This window comes from Vibrio sp. M260118, from assembly GCF_036533755.1.
Taxonomy (GTDB): Bacteria; Pseudomonadota; Gammaproteobacteria; order Enterobacterales; family Vibrionaceae; genus Vibrio.
This window is the reverse complement of sequence record NZ_JATABG010000055.1, coordinates 1-16,351: the sequence shown is the minus strand read 5'-3', so window position 1 is coordinate 16,351 and position 16,351 is coordinate 1. Positions and strand designations below refer to the sequence as shown.

16 protein-coding genes and 2 pseudogenes are annotated in these 16,351 nt (G+C 44.9%); 14 read left to right on the top strand and 4 right to left on the bottom strand.

What is annotated here, in order from left to right; all coding sequences use genetic code 11:
- Window positions 1-64: 64 nt before the first annotated feature.
- A complete protein-coding gene (gene grcA / locus QTO00_RS05725) occupies window positions 65-442 on the bottom strand; it encodes an autonomous glycyl radical cofactor GrcA (protein WP_331423572.1) in 378 nt (125 codons plus the stop codon).
- A gap of 325 nt (window positions 443-767) precedes the next feature.
- On the opposite strand from grcA, the gene nfo reads away from it, so the two are divergent.
- The 3 genes from nfo (at window position 768) to QTO00_RS05710 (ending at window position 3,231) form a co-directional block, all read left to right on the top strand.
- A complete protein-coding gene (nfo, locus tag QTO00_RS05720; protein WP_331423571.1) occupies window positions 768-1,643 on the top strand; it encodes a deoxyribonuclease IV in 876 nt (291 codons plus the stop codon).
- A gap of 249 nt (window positions 1,644-1,892) precedes the next feature.
- Entirely contained in the window at window positions 1,893-2,579 is a 687-nt protein-coding gene (ung, locus tag QTO00_RS05715) for a uracil-DNA glycosylase (protein WP_331423570.1), read from the top strand.
- A gap of 100 nt (window positions 2,580-2,679) precedes the next feature.
- Entirely contained in the window at window positions 2,680-3,231 is a 552-nt protein-coding gene (locus QTO00_RS05710) for a hemerythrin domain-containing protein (protein WP_331423568.1), read from the top strand.
- A gap of 53 nt (window positions 3,232-3,284) precedes the next feature.
- Here QTO00_RS05710 and QTO00_RS05705 read toward each other — a convergent pair whose 3' ends face one another.
- Window positions 3,285-3,467: a DUF3545 family protein gene (locus QTO00_RS05705; RefSeq protein WP_038202726.1), complete on the bottom strand. Its 183-nt coding sequence runs from the start codon at window positions 3,465-3,467 to the stop codon at window positions 3,285-3,287.
- 715 nt (window positions 3,468-4,182) lie between these two features.
- On the opposite strand from QTO00_RS05705, the gene QTO00_RS05700 reads away from it, so the two are divergent.
- The 10 genes and pseudogenes from QTO00_RS05700 (at window position 4,183) to deoD (ending at window position 13,928) form a co-directional block, all read left to right on the top strand.
- On the top strand, window positions 4,183-5,616 hold the full coding sequence (locus QTO00_RS05700; RefSeq protein ID WP_331423565.1) for an alanine/glycine:cation symporter family protein: 1,434 nt from the start codon (window positions 4,183-4,185) through the stop codon (window positions 5,614-5,616).
- Between the two features lie 99 nt (window positions 5,617-5,715).
- Window positions 5,716-6,489: a peroxide stress protein YaaA gene (gene yaaA / locus QTO00_RS05695; protein ID WP_331423564.1), complete on the top strand. Its 774-nt coding sequence runs from the start codon at window positions 5,716-5,718 to the stop codon at window positions 6,487-6,489.
- A 15-nt stretch (window positions 6,490-6,504) separates the two neighbouring features.
- Window positions 6,505-6,651: a DUF5363 family protein gene (locus QTO00_RS05690; RefSeq protein ID WP_331423562.1), complete on the top strand. Its 147-nt coding sequence runs from the start codon at window positions 6,505-6,507 to the stop codon at window positions 6,649-6,651.
- A complete protein-coding gene (locus QTO00_RS05685; protein WP_331423560.1) occupies window positions 6,651-7,424 on the top strand; it encodes a TatD family hydrolase in 774 nt (257 codons plus the stop codon). Before QTO00_RS05690 ends, QTO00_RS05685 begins: the two co-directional genes overlap by 1 nt.
- 204 nt (window positions 7,425-7,628) lie before the next feature.
- Complete coding sequence (locus QTO00_RS05680; RefSeq protein WP_331423558.1) at window positions 7,629-8,891, top strand: NupC/NupG family nucleoside CNT transporter; 1,263 nt, start codon at window positions 7,629-7,631, stop codon at window positions 8,889-8,891.
- Window positions 8,892-9,203: 312 nt separating this feature from the next.
- Window positions 9,204-9,374 carry a XapX domain-containing protein gene (locus QTO00_RS05675; protein WP_038202716.1) on the top strand — a complete coding sequence of 57 codons (171 nt, stop codon included), beginning with the start codon at window positions 9,204-9,206 and terminating at the stop codon, window positions 9,372-9,374.
- 263 nt (window positions 9,375-9,637) lie between these two features.
- A complete protein-coding gene (gene deoC / locus QTO00_RS05670; RefSeq protein WP_331423556.1) occupies window positions 9,638-10,414 on the top strand; it encodes a deoxyribose-phosphate aldolase in 777 nt (258 codons plus the stop codon).
- 114 nt (window positions 10,415-10,528) lie between these two features.
- Complete coding sequence (deoA, locus tag QTO00_RS05665) at window positions 10,529-11,857, top strand: thymidine phosphorylase (RefSeq protein ID WP_331423554.1); 1,329 nt, start codon at window positions 10,529-10,531, stop codon at window positions 11,855-11,857.
- 230 nt (window positions 11,858-12,087) lie between these two features.
- Window positions 12,088-13,120: pseudogene (locus QTO00_RS05660) on the top strand (phosphopentomutase).
- 88 nt (window positions 13,121-13,208) lie between these two features.
- Window positions 13,209-13,928 carry a purine-nucleoside phosphorylase gene (deoD, locus tag QTO00_RS05655; protein WP_038202707.1) on the top strand — a complete coding sequence of 240 codons (720 nt, stop codon included), beginning with the start codon at window positions 13,209-13,211 and terminating at the stop codon, window positions 13,926-13,928.
- Between the two features lie 314 nt (window positions 13,929-14,242).
- On the opposite strand, the gene QTO00_RS05650 is transcribed toward deoD, so the two are convergent.
- On the bottom strand, window positions 14,243-14,848 hold the full coding sequence (locus QTO00_RS05650; protein WP_331423551.1) for a YtjB family periplasmic protein: 606 nt from the start codon (window positions 14,846-14,848) through the stop codon (window positions 14,243-14,245).
- 104 nt (window positions 14,849-14,952) lie between these two features.
- On the opposite strand from QTO00_RS05650, the gene serB reads away from it, so the two are divergent.
- Window positions 14,953-15,933: a phosphoserine phosphatase gene (serB, locus tag QTO00_RS05645; RefSeq protein ID WP_331423549.1), complete on the top strand. Its 981-nt coding sequence runs from the start codon at window positions 14,953-14,955 to the stop codon at window positions 15,931-15,933.
- Between the two features lie 55 nt (window positions 15,934-15,988).
- Here serB and QTO00_RS05640 read toward each other — a convergent pair.
- A pseudogene (locus tag QTO00_RS05640) lies at window positions 15,989-16,351 on the bottom strand (PilZ domain-containing protein); the annotation flags it as partial.

Here is a 16,351-nt window from a genome sequence, read left to right as displayed (position 1 = left end):
GGTATAAAAACAATAAAAAACGGCGCTCAATGAGCGCCGTTTTTTTAAATTTAACAACTGAGAATTATAGAGACTCAGTGAAAGTACGTGCAATTACGTCACGTTGCTGCTCTGGTGTTAGAGAGTTGAAACGTACAGCGTAACCTGATACACGGATAGTTAGCTGAGGGTAGTTCTCTGGGTTAGCAACGGCATCTTCAAGCGTTTCGCGTTTTAGAACGTTTACGTTTAGGTGTTGGCCACCTTCAATTTTTGGTGCTGTTTCAATAGCAACTTCGCGGCTTTCGTAGTCGCCTAGATCTGCGATTGATACAACTTGGTCAGCTTCAAAGCCAGCGCTAGCGGCTACACAACGAGCCTCCGCTTTTTCGTTGTCCAATAGCCAGATTGAGTTCAGTAGATCGTCGTTAGCTGCTTTAGTAATTTGAATACCTTGGATCATCACTATCTCCTAGTCCACTTTCGTGGTTATATTGGTGTTAATTTTCGAAATTTTGTTGAGCTACGTATTATATAGCAAATATCCCTTATAATAATATTGATTTAGGTCAAAATACAACAAAAAACATCACATTTTTGAAGGTTATTTTATTGTCTTAAATCAATAAAGTCTTTAAAAACAACGTAATTACAATTTATTTGAAGTAATAAAAAATAGTTAAATGGTAATTTTGTTGTAAATTTACTACAAAATGAGCTGAATTATTGAACAGCGTTATCTAAGTCGCTGTAAATAGGTTCACATCCTGAAAGTCTTAAGTGGTTAAATGACAATGTATAAGAATCAGTACGGCAGCAAATTTATCGGTGCACACGTGTCAGCAGCGGGTGGCGTCGATCAAGCACCATTGCGAGCAAAAGAGATTGGTGCGAACGCGTTTGCATTATTCACTAAAAACCAGCGCCAGTGGGTCGCCAAACCCCTTGAAGAAAAGACAATCTCAGCATTTAAAGCCAATTGTCAAAGGCTAGGCTTTAACAGTGAAATGATACTACCTCATGATTCGTACCTGATTAATCTTGGAGCACCAGAACCGGAGAAACTAGAAAAGTCTCGTGCTGCTTTTATTGATGAGATGGAGCGCTGCAATCAACTCGGCTTAACGCTACTCAACTTCCATCCTGGAAGTCATTTAAAGAAAATTTCTGAGCGGGAGTGCTTGGAGAAAATCTCCGAGTCGATAAATCTTGCTCAAAGGGCGGTGCCTAATGTGGTCGCTGTGATTGAGAATACTGCAGGGCAGGGTACCAACCTTGGCTGGCGATTTGAACACTTAGCCGAAATCATTGAACAGGTAGAGGATAAATCTCGAGTTGGGGTGTGTATAGATACCTGTCATACCTTCGCTGCGGGTTATGATCTGCGGAGTTTCGAAGCATGTGACGCAACATTTGCTGAGTTTGATCGTATTGTTGGCATGCATTACTTAAGGGCAATGCACATTAATGATTCAAAAATTGCCTTAGGCGGCAAGGTAGATCGTCATGATTCCCTTGGACGAGGAGAGATCGGCTGGAGCTGTTTTGAGTATATCGCCAAGGATGCTAGATTTGATGGTATCCCTCTGATTTTAGAGACAATTAATCAGGGTTTGTGGCCGGAGGAGATCAACAGGTTACGCAAATTTCATCGACAAAATTAGTGGATTTATCATTGTAGAGTAAAAGTGGCATCAATTTTTCATAGTGTTAGATGAGTCTATTTATATGAGGGTGCCATTATGCCTTATTCACGTTGTTATATCTCTGCTCGTCCTGCACGTTTACCTGCTCCAAATCGTCACATTACGGGGCAGGGGCACCATAGAACGCCTCAGAAACATTAAGCTTTTCTTGTTCCTTCTCTATATTCTGCGACAATCGTGCAAAGCAGATAGTAGGAGGAACCGATCATGAACTCGTCACTGACTTGGCAAGAGCTTATTGACGTTGAGAAACAACAGCCGTATTTCCAGCAAATTCAGTCTTTTGTTGATCAAGAGCGTGCAGCAGGTAAAGAGATCTACCCACCTGCAGAAGATGTGTTTAACGCGTTCAATACAACTGAGTTTGATGATGTGAAAGTTGTGATTATTGGCCAAGATCCTTACCACGGCCCTAATCAGGCGCATGGCTTGTGTTTTTCTGTGCTACCGGGAGTAAAAACACCCCCTTCTCTTGTGAATATGTACAAGGAGTTGGCACAGGATACTGAAGGTTTCGAAATCCCGCAGCACGGTTATCTGCAAAGTTGGGCTGAACAGGGGGTGCTGCTATTAAATACAGTGCTCACGGTCGAGCAAGGCAAAGCGCATTCTCATGCCAAAATAGGTTGGGAGACATTCACAGATAGGGTGATTGAGGCACTAAATCAGCATCACTCAGATGTGGTGTTCTTGCTGTGGGGTGCGCATGCGCAAAAGAAGGGCCGCTTTATTAACCGTGATAAGCACCATGTGTTGGAAGGGCCTCACCCATCACCGTTATCGGCGCGCCGTGGTTTCTTTGGTTGCCGACACTTCTCCCGAACTAATGCGATTTTGCAGCAACTAGGGAAACAGCCTATCGAGTGGCGACTCCCTTTACGTATTGACATGTAATCGGCTTTACAAACAAATTACTTGATTTTCGAACGAGGTCAAAGCGCAATCTCTGTCTCTCCTATACACTTATTACAAGTAGGTGTTAAGGAGAAACGCTATGATGATCGAAAGGATTAGGCGCGAGCACGGCTATATGGTGCGCTTGTTAGCCTTGCTACGCCATAAGTTAACCATGCTAAAAAGTGAGCGCCAAGTTAACTATGCGGTGCTTCAAGAGCTTGTGGACTATCTCGGCAACCATTCAGAAAAAGTTCACCATCCAAAAGAAGATATTCTCTACCGTTACTACCAAGAGCACTATGGTTATCATCATGAGATAGAGAACCTTGAGTTAGAACATGAAACCTTGTCGGCAAAGACTCATGCATTTCTGAATATTGTCGAAATGGTGCTGCAAGATGCTGTTGTCCCTCATGATATGTTTATTGAACAACTCGAGTTATTCCTCGATGCTCAAAAACAGCATTTGGAAACGGAAGAGAAGAAGGTATTCCCCTACTTGATTGAGACTTTCACATTGAAAGATTGGCAGGCAGTAGAAGCGCAGTGGAGCGTGTGTGAAGACGACCCTGTATTCGGAGAGACGATCGCAGAGCAATACGCTCAGTTGGCTGAACGAGTCCACCAAACTGAGCATGAGAGTGTCTAGTTTGACGTGCCCAATGTAAAAAAGAGGCGATAATTCGCCTCTTTTAATATTCTTTAATACTCAAGTTTGTCTAGATCACTGAAGCCAATGTCCATATCCATCAACTCTTTTTGCAGTTGCTGGCGGTCTTTAATCGCTTCAATTTCACGCCATTTTCGCTTTACAGGTTTAGTGCGTGCCGCACGACGTTTAGGAAAGTCCTGTTCCATAATTTCTTCAAAGTATAAGCCTTCCATAAGCTACCTCATTGTGATTTTCTATCCCTCTAACGGGGTCATTTTTAAATACCATAATCGCACCTAAAGTAACTTTGATTCGTTTCTCATTTGTTGCGTTTCAATGAAGTTTTTATGCGTAATGCGCAGCTAAATCACATAATTTGCGTTCTCAATTGATGGAATTTTGAACGTTTGAAAGTGGGCAAACGATTAAATTGCGTATTTGAGAATGTTAACTGTGTGTTCAGATGGCGCTAATCATAGTGATTATTCAACCGGATGTTTATGCAGTCATGTTGAGTATTGCAACGACAATAAAGCAAAATTTTGAAATATTGTTTGATACCTTATCTAGTAAGGGAAAACTGACATGGAGAGCAGCGACCAAGTGAATCTTACATAACATCGATAATGTTACTTGTTTGTGTTGTTTGTGTTGTTTGTGATCTGCGTTTGTTTACTTACCGTTCTTGTTTGTGTTAATTGACAGTGACCAACAGGTAAAAAATAACAATTTTAAGTATTCTGTTTCATATTGATTTTTACCCTGCTACGCTGCATTATCCGCCCGTCAAAAAGTACGCTGATACGTAAAATGGAAGCATGAAGCGAGTTTTACAGGTCTACACTGCATATAAGATCAAAATCAATACTAAGCAAACTTGACACTTAGTCAGCAGTTAGATGGATGGCTCGGAAGCAGAGATCAGCGAAAACTCAATATGAGGATGTTATGACAGACTTAATCAATTTAATGAATGACCTCTTGTGGGGCTCTATTCTGGTCTATCTTCTAGTCGGTGTCGGAATCTACTTTACTGTCCGTCTCGGCTTTATTCAGTTCCGCCACTTCGGCCACATGTTCACGGTGCTAAAAAACAGCCGTAAAGCAGACAAAGCAGGTATCTCCTCTTTCCAAGCTCTTTGTACTAGTCTAGCTGCGCGTGTTGGTACAGGTAACATGGCCGGTGTTGCTGTTGCGCTAACAGCGGGTGGCCCTGGTGCTATCTTCTGGATGTGGTTAATCGCCATGCTGGGTATGGCAACATCATTTGCTGAAAGTACACTTGCTCAGCTATACAAGACTAAAGATGATGACGGCAACTACCGTGGTGGTCCCGCGTACTACATGGAGAAAGGCCTCGGTATGCGTTGGATGGGGGTACTATTCTCAATATTCCTAATCATCGCGTTTGGCCTAGTATTCAATGCAGTACAAGCCAACTCCATCGCGAATGCTATGGGTAACGCTTTCGGTTGGGAAGAGACCTATGTAGGTATCGCAGTCGTGGCTCTATCTTCTATCGTTATTTTTGGTGGTATTAAGCGTATCGCAAAAGTCGCTGAGCTGATCGTCCCAGTGATGGCTCTGGCTTACCTATTGCTTGCGCTATTTATCATGCTAACAAACCTAGAGAAGCTTCCTGCGGTACTGACTCTTATCTTTAAGAGTGCATTCGGTCTTCAAGAAGCGGCAGCTGGTGGCCTGGGTTATGCTATAGCGCAAGCGATGATCAACGGTATCAAGCGCGGTCTATTCTCGAACGAAGCGGGTATGGGTTCTGCGCCTAACGCGGCAGCATCTGCAACACCTTATCCGCCGCACCCTGCATCTCAAGGTTATGTTCAGATGCTAGGCGTGTTTATGGATACCATTGTTATCTGTTCAGCGACCGTCGCTATTATCCTGATGTCTGGTGAGTATGTACCGCATGGTGAAGTGACTGGTATCGAGTTAACTCAAACGGCGTTGAGCTCGCAGGTTGGTGATTGGGGCGGCATTTTCGTCGCTGTGGCTATCTTCTTCTTTGCCTTTACGTCAATCATTGCTAACTACTCGTACGCGGAGACTAACTTAATCTTCCTTGAGCACAACCATAAAGCGGGCTTAGGTATTTTCCGTATCATCGTACTGGGCATGGTAATGTTTGGTGCGGTTGCTTCGCTGCCAGTGGTTTGGGCATTAGCAGATGTATCGATGGGTTTAATGGCGATTGTTAACTTGGTAGCGATTATCCTGCTTTCGGGCATCGTGATTAAGCTCGCCAAAGATTACAACCGTCAGCTTGATGAAGGCAAACTGCCGACATTCGATGCTAATGATTTCCCAGAGCTAAAATCACAGCTCGAGGATGGAATCTGGGATCAAAACAGCAAGCAGCAATAGATTCCATCTATTAAAACGATTCAAAAAGCCATGCAGACATTGCATGGCTTTTTTTGTAACCTATAACTAACAAAACAGATAAATAGATAGAGTAAAGTCATGCTAATCGTTGTTTCACCTGCGAAAACCCTAGATTACGAATCACCACTAGCGACAAACAAGTCTACTCAACCAGAGCTAATTGAGTATTCAAAACAGCTTATCGATGTTTGCCGAAAGCTTACCCCGGCAGATGTTGCTAGCCTGATGAAGGTGAGTGATAAGATTGCTGACCTTAATGTCGGCCGCTTTCAAGAGTGGAGTGAAACCTTTACCAGTGAAAACTCGCGTCAAGCGATACTCGCATTTAAAGGCGATGTTTATACCGGACTAGATGCGCAGTCGCTGTCGGAGCAAGACTTTGACTACGCTCAGCAACATTTACGTATGTTATCTGGACTGTATGGCTTGCTTAAGCCCCTTGACCTCATGCAGCCATACCGTCTTGAAATGGGCACTAAACTCGCTAACGAAAAGGGCAGTAACCTTTACCAATTCTGGGGTAATGTCATTACTGAGAAACTGAATCAAGCAATAGCCGAACAGGGTGATAATGTACTGATCAATCTTGCTTCAAATGAGTATTTCAAAGCGGTCAAGCCTAAGAGCTTGGACGCCCAGGTTATCACCCCAGTGTTTAAAGATTGTAAGAATGGCCAATACAAAGTCATTAGCTTTTACGCTAAAAAGGCGCGTGGCATGATGGCGCGCTATATCATCGACAACCGTATTGCTAGTGTTGCTGACTTGACTAAGTTTGACACAGCAGGCTACTACTTTGTTGAAGATGAATCGACGCCAACAGAGCTAGTGTTTAAACGCGAAGAGCAGTAATCACCGGAGGATGGGATGCGCAAGTGGATTAAGAAGTGGATTGCCAAGTACGATGCTTGGTGTAAGTCGATGGGCTTAACCCCAGAGAACAAACGCAGTTGTGTCCCATATCGTAGCGAGCCCTCCTCAGATTCATCAGGCAAGAACAAGGCGCAGCAATAATGCGCCTTTTTGATACCCATTGCCATTTAGACTTTGACTCGTTTGCTCCTCAACTCGAGCCCCACATCAAGGCCGCCAAAAGTAGTGGAGTAGAGCGTTTTATTGTCCCTTCTGTTGGACCATCAAATTGGCAGCGCATCGAGCGCTTGGCTCAGCAAGATCCTTCTATCTACTACGCGTTGGGTATCCACCCTCAGTTTCTTGACTGTATTGATCAGACTTCACTCAACCAATTAGAGAACATACTCACCCAGTCTGCAGATAAATGCGTGGCAGTAGGTGAGTGTGGACTCGATGCGGCGGCCCACTTTAGCAGCGAGCTTCAAGAGCAGATATTTGTCCGCCAAATTGAGATCGCATTGGCTTGTCAATTGCCCCTTGTCTTGCACAGCCGGAAAACTCACCATCGCCTACTACAATTACTCAAGCAGTATCGTTTTCCATATGGCGGAGTTCTACATGGCTTCTCTGGCAGTTATCAGCAAGCAATGCAGTTTGTTGAGTTGGGTTTTTATATCGGTGTTGGCGGTGTGATTACCTATCCTAGAGCCAATAAAACCCGACAAGCAGTGGCAAAGTTACCGCTTGAGAGCATTGTGTTAGAAACGGATTCACCAGATATGCCATTGAGTGGTTATCAAGGTGAAGCAAATCATCCAAAGAGATTGCCTCAAATACTGGAGTGCCTGGCTTTGTTAAAAGATATTCCAGAGCAAACGGTTGCGGAAATCGTTTGGAATAGTAGCAATTCAGCGTTCGGTATTTGTGAATAATTTCTAAATAAATTGTTCTTTTAGTGATTACGGATGACTTACTTAGTGATTGAGCTCACACTTTTAGGTGAGTGCACGATGAATCTTAACGGAAACTGTGAGACGGGCATTACTTTATCATTGGCCGGATGAGTATAATTGCCTCCGCTTTTGAGCTCCATTTTGTAACACGCCAACAAACAACATATAAGGAAGTCATAAACTATGAGCCTGTTTATGAGCCTAGTCGGTATGGCAGTTTTGCTAGCAATCGCGCTACTACTGTCTGACAACCGTAAAGCTATCAATCTAAGAACTGTGGGTGGCGCTTTTGCTATCCAATTCATCATCGGTGGTTTCGTTCTATACGTACCATGGGGTCGTGATCTTCTAGCTGGTTTCTCAGCTGGTGTACAGAACGTTATCGACTACGGTAAAGACGGTACTGGTTTCCTATTCGGCAGCCTAGTTAACTTCTCAGTTGACGGTATCGGTTTCATCTTTGCATTCCAAGTACTACCAACGCTAATCTTCTTCTCTGCGCTTATCTCTGTACTTTACTACATTGGTGTAATGCAGTGGGTTATCAAGATTCTTGGTGGCGGTCTACAAAAAGCACTAGGTACTTCACGTGCCGAGTCTATGTCTGCAGCAGCTAACATTTTCGTAGGTCAAACAGAAGCACCTCTAGTGGTTCGTCCGTTTGTTCCTAAAATGACTCAGTCTGAGCTATTTGCAGTAATGTGTGGTGGTCTTGCGTCTGTTGCTGGTGGTGTACTAGCAGGTTACGCATCTATGGGTGTACCTCTAGAGTACCTTGTAGCAGCATCATTTATGGCAGCCCCAGGTGGTCTACTGTTTGCTAAAATCATCAAACCAGAAACTGACACACCAGATGAAAACATCGGTGAAGACATCGACGGTGGTGACGACAAACCAGCTAACGTTATCGACGCAGCAGCTGGCGGTGCATCAGTTGGTCTTCAACTAGCTCTAAACGTTGGTGCAATGCTACTAGCGTTCATCGGTCTAATCGCTCTAATCAACGGTATCCTAGGTGGCGTTGGCGGTTGGTTCGGTATGCCTGAGCTAACTCTAGAAATTATTCTAGGTTACCTATTCTCGCCTCTAGCATTCCTAATCGGTGTTCCATGGGCAGAAGCAACAGTTGCTGGTTCATTCATCGGTCAGAAACTAGTTGTTAACGAATTCGTAGCTTACCTAAACTTCGTACCTTACGTTGGCGAGAACGCTCAAGTTGTTGCTGCAACAGGTCAAGTAATGTCTGAGAAGACTCAAGCAATCATCGCATTCGCTCTATGTGGTTTCGCAAACCTTTCTTCTATCGCGATTCTACTAGGTGGTCTAGGTGGTCTAGCTCCAAACCGTCGTCACGACATCGCTCGTATGGGTGTTAAAGCAGTTTGTGCAGGTACACTGTCTAACCTAATGGCGGCGACAATCGCTGGCTTCTTCCTATCTTTCTAATTGATTAAGCGAAAGATTATATAGACGCCGTTTTATAAAGCCCCGTAGTTGCATAGCTTGCTATGTACTACGGGGCTTTTTCGTTTTTTCGAAAAAACATCAGTATAAGATAACGAGAGCTTTCGTTGGATTGTACTAAGGTCTGGACTGGAATCAGACAACAAGATTCATCACGCTTGTACAGTTGATTAGATTGAGCAAACGTTAAGCAGAATCTTTTTTGAGATACAAACCGTTTGCGCTCTATGAGCTACTACAGTTCTGCGATAAATATCTATAATGTATATATGTATAGAAAGTAGGGTAAAACTCATGAATGAAGTTTTCCTCGCAACCATAGCTGGTTTTGTCGTTGGAGTCCTGTTTTCAGCTATCAAGCTGCCGCTACCCGCCCCACCTGTTTTAGCAGGCATTATGGGCATTGTAGGGGTCTACCTTGGTGGCGTAACTTATCATTGGATTATTGAGAAGTTTTTTAGCTAGCGATAATTGATACAAGGAGTATGATTGACGCTGGCAGCAACCCCGTGTTGCTTGGGCATTTGCCCATATACGTTAGACACCGCAATCGTAGATTGTTGTGCCATAGACCAAACTGGTACTGTGCGGTGACAAGGATAGCAATTGGCATATTAAAACTCGCTGTATATGCCGAGTCTTCAGGGAACCAAGTCCGTTCATAAATGACTGCAGTTCTAAAATGTTTTTAGAACAGTAACTTTTTTGAATATTGATCGGAGATAGAAATGAGCGATTTAAAAGCAGCAGCACTACGTGCACTTAAACTAATGGACCTAACTACGCTGAATGATGATGACACTGATGCGAAAGTTATTTCACTATGTCATGACGCAAAATCAGCAGTAGGTAACACAGCTGCAATCTGTATTTACCCTCGCTTTATTCCTATTGCTAAGAAGACACTTCGTGAGCAAGGTACACCAGAAGTTCGCATCGCAACTGTAACTAACTTCCCACACGGTAACGACGACATCGAGATCGCAGTGGCTGAGACTAAAGCAGCAGTAGCATACGGTGCAGATGAAGTAGACGTCGTATTCCCATACCGTGCTCTAATGGCAGGTAACGAAGAAGTGGGCTTCGAGCTAGTTCAGCAGTGTAAAGAAGCATGTGGTGACATTCTGCTAAAAGTAATCATCGAAACCGGTGAGCTAAAAGAAGAAGCACTAATCAAGAAAGCATCTGAAATCTGTATTAAAGCAGGTGCAGACTTCATTAAAACTTCGACTGGTAAAGTGCCAGTAAATGCAACGCCAGAATACGCTCGCATGATGCTAGAAGTTATTCGTGATATGGGTGTTGCACAAACTGTTGGTTTCAAACCAGCAGGTGGTGTTCGTACTGCTGAAGACGCAGCGGACTACCTAGCAATGGCTGACGAAATCCTAGGTGATAACTGGGTTGATGCTCGTCACTACCGTTTCGGTGCGTCAAGCCTGCTAACTAACCTACTTAATACATTAGAAGTGACAGACGAGACGGCAGATCCAACTGCCTACTAATTTTCTCGTTCGAGAGTAGATAACAACAAAGTCTGTTTGGTGGAGTAGCAAATAGCTGCTCCCCATTACCTCTTTACCTTACAACCATCGCTTGCTTAAGCATGGGAGGATCTAATGTACTTACCACAAGAGATTATTCGTAAAAAACGCGACGGCGAAGTGCTGAGCGCGGAAGAAATCAACTTTTTCATTCAAGGCGTAGCAAAAGAGACTGTATCTGAAGGTCAGATCGCAGCGTTTGCTATGGCTATTTTCTTTAATGAAATGACCATGCCCGAGCGCATCGCACTGACGTGTGCAATGCGCGACTCAGGCATGGTAATCGATTGGAGCCACAAAGAGTTTGGCGGCCCAATCGTGGACAAGCACTCAACTGGCGGTGTGGGTGACGTAACTTCACTGATGCTTGGCCCTATGGTTGCGGCATGTGGTGGCTTCGTACCAATGATCTCTGGTCGTGGTCTTGGCCACACAGGTGGCACGCTAGACAAACTCGAGTCGATTCCTGGCTACAACATCACGCCAACTAACGAAGTGTTTGGTGATGTAACCAAAGACGCAGGTGTCGCGATCATCGGTCAAACTGGTGATCTGGCTCCTGCAGATAAGCGTGTTTATGCGACGCGTGATATTACCGCGACAGTCGATAACATCTCGTTGATCACCGCTTCAATCCTATCTAAGAAGCTAGCAGCGGGTCTTGAATCACTGGTTATGGATGTAAAAGTAGGCTCTGGCGCATTTATGCCAACTTATGAAGCATCTGAAGAGCTAGCGAAATCAATCGTAGCGGTAGCAAATGGCGCTGGCACCAAAACAACTGCAATCCTAACTGACATGAACCAAGTTCTCGCCTCTTCTGCGGGTAACGCGGTTGAAGTTCGTGAAGCGGTTCAGTTCCTAACCGGTGAATATCGTAATCCACGTCTTCTTGAAGTTACTTTAGCATCATGTGCAGAGATGCTAGTGCTAGGTAAGCTAGCTGAAAACAGCGAAGATGCACGTGCCAAATTGATGGAAGTGCTAGACAACGGTAAAGCAGCTGAGTGCTTCGGTAAGATGGTTGCAGGCTTAGGTGGTCCAGCAGACTTCGTAGAAAACTACGACAACTACCTAGAGAAAGCAGAGATCATCAAGCCAGTTTACGCTGACGAGAGCGGTGTGGTATCTGCGATGGATACACGCGCAATCGGTATGGCTGTCGTTGCGATGGGCGGTGGTCGTCGAGTCGCAACGGATGCCATTGACTACGCAGTAGGTTTTGATGGCTTTATTCGTCTAGGTGAACAAGCATCAAATGATAAGCCTCTAGCGGTTATCCACGCTCGTAGTGAAGAGCAGTGGCAAGAAGCAGCAGACGCGTTAAAAGCAGCGATTACGGTGGGTGGTGAGTATACGCCAACGCCAGAGGTTTATCGTCAGATTCGCGCTGAAGACGTCTAATCCCGTCATTCTTGGAGCTGTAGCGTTGTTGACGGCACAAATCCACCCTAATCACATAGAACCTCTATGCTCATAGGGCTGGATTTGTTTGTCGCCTAGCTACAACTCCAATTATTTAGGGATGGGTTGGTCTTAGATGCTGCAAGTCCAACTATTTAGAGTTGTTTAATAAATTATAAGTAGATTGGTTGATTGAGCTGTTGCTCTCGACCAGTCAGAGGAAGAGAGCAATGAAAAGAGCATTTATTTTAGTCTTAGACTCGTTTGGTATCGGTGCAACCGCTGATGCAAAAGATTTTGGTGATGTGGGTTCCGATACAATGGGCCATATTGCTGAGCAGTGTGATAAAGGCCTAGCAGACAACGCTGAGCGCAGCGGTCAGCTTAAGCTTCCTAACCTAGCTAAGTTAGGTTTAGCGATGGCTCATAAGGAGTCGACAGGTAGCTTTGCAGCGGGTTTTGATGCTGACGTTGAAATCGTTGGTGCCTACGGTCATGCAGCAGAGCTCTCTTCTGGTAAAGATACTCCATCAGGTCACTGGGAAATCGCTGGTGTTCCTGTTCTGTTTGATTGGGGTTACTTTACTGACAAAGAGAATAGCTTCCCTAAAGAGCTAACAGACCGCATTCTTGAGCGCGCAGGGTTAGATGGTTTCCTCGGTAACTGCCACTCTTCTGGTACAGAGATCCTAGATAACTTAGGTGAAGAGCATATGAAGACAGGTCTACCTATCTTCTATACCTCTGCAGACTCTGTATTCCAAATTGCTTGTCATGAAGAGACATTCGGCTTAGACCGCTTGCTAGAGCTTTGCCAAATTGCTCGCGAGGAGCTTGAAGATTATAACATTGGAAACTAAAGCAACAGGTATTCCTGCGCTATTTGATGCAACTAAAGAAGCGATCAAACAAGCGGGTGATAACACCATCGTATTTACCAACTTCGTAGACTTTGACTCAGCATATGGTCACCGTCGTGATGTGGCAGGCTATGCTGCTGCGCTTGAGTATTTTGATGGACGTATCCACGAAGTGATTGAGCTAATGGAAGAGGATGACATCCTGATTCTGACGGCTGACCACGGTTGTGATCCAACATGGCAAGGTACAGACCACACTCGTGAACATATTCCAGTGATTGTCTATGGTCCTAAGATTCCAGCAGGTTCTCTAGGACTGCGCGATACGTTTGCTGATATCGGCCAAACGCTAGCGAGCTACTTTGGTACATCACCAATGGATTACGGTAAAAGCTTTTTGTAATTAAAGCTAACTAAATTAGATAGAGGGCTTGTCCCTCTATTATTTTTTATCCCCTAGTTATCTCCGATAAATAAAAGGAAATTGAATCATGGCTACTCCACATATCAACGCAGAAATGGGTGCATTCGCAGACGTCGTATTAATGCCGGGTGACCCGCTACGCGCTAAGTACATCGCAGAAACTTTCCTAGACGACGTTGTTCAGGTATGTGATGTACGCAATATGTACGGCTATACAGGCAGTTACAAAGGTCGTAAGGTTTCCGTTATGGGTCATGGTATGGGTATCCCATCATGCTCGATCTATGCAACTGAGCTAATCAAGGACTTCGGTGTTAAGAAGATTATCCGAGTTGGCAGCTGTGGTGCAGTTAGTGAAGACATCAAGGTTCGTGATGTGGTTATTGGTATGGGCGCATGTACCGACTCGAAAGTAAACCGCATTCGCTTTAAAGGCCATGACTTCGCCGCTATTGCTGACTATAAAATGGTTCGCGCAGCAGAAGACGCAGCGAAAGCACGTGGCATTGAAGTGAAAGTGGGTAACCTGTTCTCCGCTGAGCTGTTCTACACGCCAGACCCAGAAATGTTCGACGTAATGGACAAATACGGCATCGTCGGCGTGGAGATGGAAGCGGCAGGCATCTATGGTGTATGTGCTGAGTACGGGGCAAAAGCACTAACTATCTGTACTGTTTCAGACCACATTAAGACTGGCGAGCAAACCACTTCTGATGAACGCCAAACCACCTTTAACGATATGATGATCATTGCTCTAGACTCTGTTCTGCTAGGTGATTCCGAGTAAAGAGCAGGAACGGACTGCATCCTCGGGCTTAGGGAAAACGGGAGCGGGCTTCGCCCTTCGAGAACACGACGTTCCGAGAATCGAGACCGGACTTCGTCCTTCGAGAAGGCAGTCATTCCTTAAAGTAACGAAGGAGCGAGTAAGGAATCTCCAATAAGGTTGACCATCGTATTGAAGAGATCCTCAACTCGTTCGTCCCTCAGTCTCGAGGATGTCGAGAATAAAAAAGGATTGACACTTAGCGTCAATCCTTTAATTTTTCTCGCTTCTCGCTTCTCGCTTCTCGCTTCTCGCTTCTCGCTTCTCGCTTCTCGCTACATATCTTTCAGTAACAAGTTCTCGCCTTGGCGTTTACTGCGCTTCGGTGACACAATCAATATCAGCAGTAAACCCGCGATAAAGCTTAGTCCAACCATGGTGTACATGTATCGGTCACTTTTACGATAGTAGTGGTCTGAAAATGCGGTCAATTTGCCTGTTTCAAAGGTAATGCGTACAAACCCCACTACAGCACCATCATGAAGAACAGGCTCTAACAGCTGCTGTTTGCCGATACGTGCGGTTTGTAAAGGGGTATCTAGGCCAAGCATCTCACGTACGGATTTAGCCTCTGTGCTCGCGGCGAGCTTAATTCCTTCTGAGTCATAGATAGTTGCATCGACCACCAGATCATCTTGAGCCAGTTGGTTTGATAGCTTTAGCAACCTCTCTTGGTCTTCATTGATGATCATATCGCTGGCGGAGAGCGAAGCTTGAGAGATGAGAATATTGGTTAATGTCTCTAGCTGGTTAACTTGTATCTCCTCGTTACCCTTCGTAATTTTGACACTGTTAATCCCAATGGTCGCCACCATAGCCACCAGAGATATTGTCGCGAGCACTTTCATCGCAGTACGAAAAGAAAATAGAGATGAATCCATTTTGCACCTAAATAGAGCTAAATTATGGTTTAGAACATATTGAGACTTGCACACCCAAATTGCAATAGGTTAACGTGTGGATAGATTTTTCAGGAATAGTAGACATGGACACGTTAAAGACTCTTTCTATACGTAAATACATCCCCCTCATCAATCGCTTACCAGAATCGCGCCTCGCTACACAGTTTGACAAGGCAAATGCAGGGTGGGTGGTATTTGGCGAGTTTCTCTGCCCGAGCCAATTTGAAGATATCGACTTTTTTGTCGGCGAGTACAATGCCGTAGTGGATGTATGGAAAGTCGGCAATTACGAAGTCGCTTTGATGGCCGGAGAGCTAACAGAGCAGCATGAAGAGGTTTTGCAGGCGTTGGAGTTAGATTACTCTGCGCTGGTTGATATGCCTGACCTCACTAAGCCAGGCTTGATTGTTTTAGATATGGACTCAACCGCAATTCAAATTGAGTGCATTGACGAGATCGCTAAGCTAGCTGGGGTGGGGGAAGAAGTTGCAGAGGTAACGGAGCGCGCAATGCAGGGTGAGCTGGATTTCGAGCAAAGTCTGCGTCAACGCGTTGGTAAGTTAGCAGGTGCTGATGAGTCGATTCTCAATGAAGTTCGCGCTGAGTTGCCACTTATGCCCGATCTGCCGGAGCTGATTGGCACACTAAAAGAATATGGCTGGAAAACGGCGATTGCCTCTGGCGGCTTTACCTACTTCTCAGACCACTTGCAGCAAATGCTCGGTCTTGATCATGCTCAGTCAAATCAGTTAGAAATTGTTGATGGCAAACTGACAGGCAGTGTTTTGGGAGAGGTGGTCTCTGCACAGACTAAAGCTGATATTCTTGAGCAGCTTGCTGAACAGTACGACATCGAGCCACACAACACTATTGCTGTCGGGGATGGTGCGAACGATTTAGTAATGATGGATGCGGCAGGTCTTGGGGTCGCTTATCACGCTAAGCCAAAGGTTGAACAGCAGGCGAGATGTGCAATTCGCTTCTCAGGTCTTGGTGGGATTATCTGTATTCTCTCTGCATTACTGGCGAAGCAGCAGCGGGTGAGCTTTAAGCCCCAGCCATAGAGATGGAATTTCAACCAGAATAAAGTTTAAGAGCGAGTGAGTATCTCGCTCTTTTTTATTGGGTTAACCCCAATCGGATCAAAACTTCTTCCGTGATATCCGTTAGCTCGCCATAGCCAACGATATTGCTGATATCTTTTTCAAGGCTTTGTGCATGGTGCACGCTAATCTGAGTCAGTTCATCGAGGTCTTTTCTGACTAGGGCGGTAATTGGGTCGAAAACCGGCGCGCCACAAATTCGAATCGCGTAGAACTCCCCCATCAATTGCCCACTCTTTACAAACTTAATCCTCTCTTTCAAGTTGGCAAAATCACTGCTTAGCTTAGATTCTACCGATTGAATTCGAGTACCAAATCGCGACGCAGTTAAATAGAGTTCATGATATTGCGGTTGAGCCCCTTCAATACGTTTCATTGG